2 protein-coding genes are annotated in these 1,560 nt (G+C 57.9%); both read left to right on the plus strand.

Going from position 1 to position 1,560, the window contains the following annotated elements:
* The coding region (gene rplA / locus AAAB35_RS00245) for a 50S ribosomal protein L1 (RefSeq protein WP_340666249.1) at window positions 1-654 on the plus strand (654 nt) is incomplete at its 5' end.
* A 344-nt stretch (window positions 655-998) separates the two neighbouring features.
* The gene (gene rplJ, locus AAAB35_RS00250; RefSeq protein WP_027229723.1) at window positions 999-1,517 is read left to right on the plus strand and encodes a 50S ribosomal protein L10; all 519 of its coding nucleotides are present in this window, start codon (window positions 999-1,001) and stop codon (window positions 1,515-1,517) included.
* The last annotated feature ends 43 nt before the right edge of the window (window positions 1,518-1,560 follow it).

A 1,560-nucleotide genomic window follows, 5' to 3' on the forward strand; every position in this document is an offset into this window, starting at 1 on the left:
GACCGTAACAAGCTGTATGACCTGACCTCGGCTATCGCCATGGTCAAGGAGCGTGCGGTTGCCAAGTTCGACGAGACGATCGAAGTAGCAATGAATCTCGGCGTTGACCCCCGCCATGCCGACCAGATGGTCCGCGGTGTTGTCAACCTGCCGAATGGCACTGGCCGCACGGTGCGCGTGGCTGTTTTTGCCCGCGGCGACAAGGCAGAAGAAGCCAAGAAGGCGGGCGCCGACATCGTCGGTGCGGAAGATCTGTTCGAGATCGTCAATGGCGGCAAGATCGATTTCGATCGCTGCATCGCCACACCGGACATGATGCCGCTGGTCGGTCGTCTCGGTAAGGTTCTCGGCCCGCGTGGCATGATGCCGAACCCGAAGGTCGGTACGGTTACCGCTGACGTGACCGCTGCCGTCAAGGCCTCGAAGGGCGGTGCCGTCGAGTTCCGTGTCGAGAAGGCCGGTATCATTCATGCAGGCGTTGGCAAGGCTTCGTTCGACGCCAAGGCTCTCGAAGAGAACATCAAGGCGTTCGCCGATGCCGTCACCAAGGCAAAGCCGGCTGGCGCCAAGGGTGAATACGTCAAGCGCGTCGCGATTTCGTCGACGATGGGTGCTGGCGTGAAGATCGATCCAGCAACGGTACGCAGCGCGTAACCAATGCTTCAATTCTCAAGCCCAAGCGTTTGAGATGAAAAGAATTCCAGGCCCTTCGGGGTCTGGATAACCGGATGAAAGTCCGGTTATCCTGTCCGAGATTGCGGGTGGTTCGCCTTAATTCGTATGAACCCGCATGAGACGTGGAACAACCAGGTTTGAGGGCGAGAGCCCGAAAAACAAGGTTCGAACCGTAGTTGCCTTTAGCTTGCAGCCAATCCGGCGAAGCAAGGGGGACAGGATCCTCAAGTGTTGTTTGGTTCCGGTCTTCGGACTGGCCCCTTGCAGCAAAAGGCAACCCGGCAGGGGCGCAATCATGCGTTTCTGCCAAATGGAGAGAGACAGTGGAAAAAGCGGAAAAGCGCGAATTCGTCGCGTGGCTGAATGGGGTCTTCAAGGACTCTGGTTCAGTTGTCGTGGCCCACTATACCGGTCTCACCGTTGCGCAGCTGGGCGACCTTCGCTCCAAGATGCGTGATGCTGGTGGTACCGTTAAAGTCGCGAAGAACCGCCTTGCCAAGATCGCTCTTCAGGGCACGGATTCGGAAGGCATCGCTGACCTGTTCACAGGTCAGACGCTCGTTGCCTATTCCAACGATCCGATTACGGCACCAAAGATCGCCATCGAATTTGCCAAGGGTAACGAAAAGCTCGTCATCCTCGGTGGCTCGATGGGAGCAACGACTCTCGACCCGGAAGGTGTAAAGGCTCTGGCCGCACTTCCGTCACTCGACGAGTTGCGCGCAAAGCTGGTTGGCATGATCCAGACCCCGGCTACACGCATCGCTCAGATCGTCAACGCACCGGCAGGTCAGCTTGCCCGCGTTTTCGGCGCCTATGCCCGGAAGGACGAAGCGGCATAAGGCCGTTCTCGCTGTCACAATATATCGAACCTTGTAAAGGAAT

Origin of the sequence: Phyllobacterium sp., assembly GCF_037994425.1 — a bacterium.
Taxonomy (GTDB): Bacteria; Pseudomonadota; Alphaproteobacteria; order Rhizobiales; family Rhizobiaceae; genus Phyllobacterium.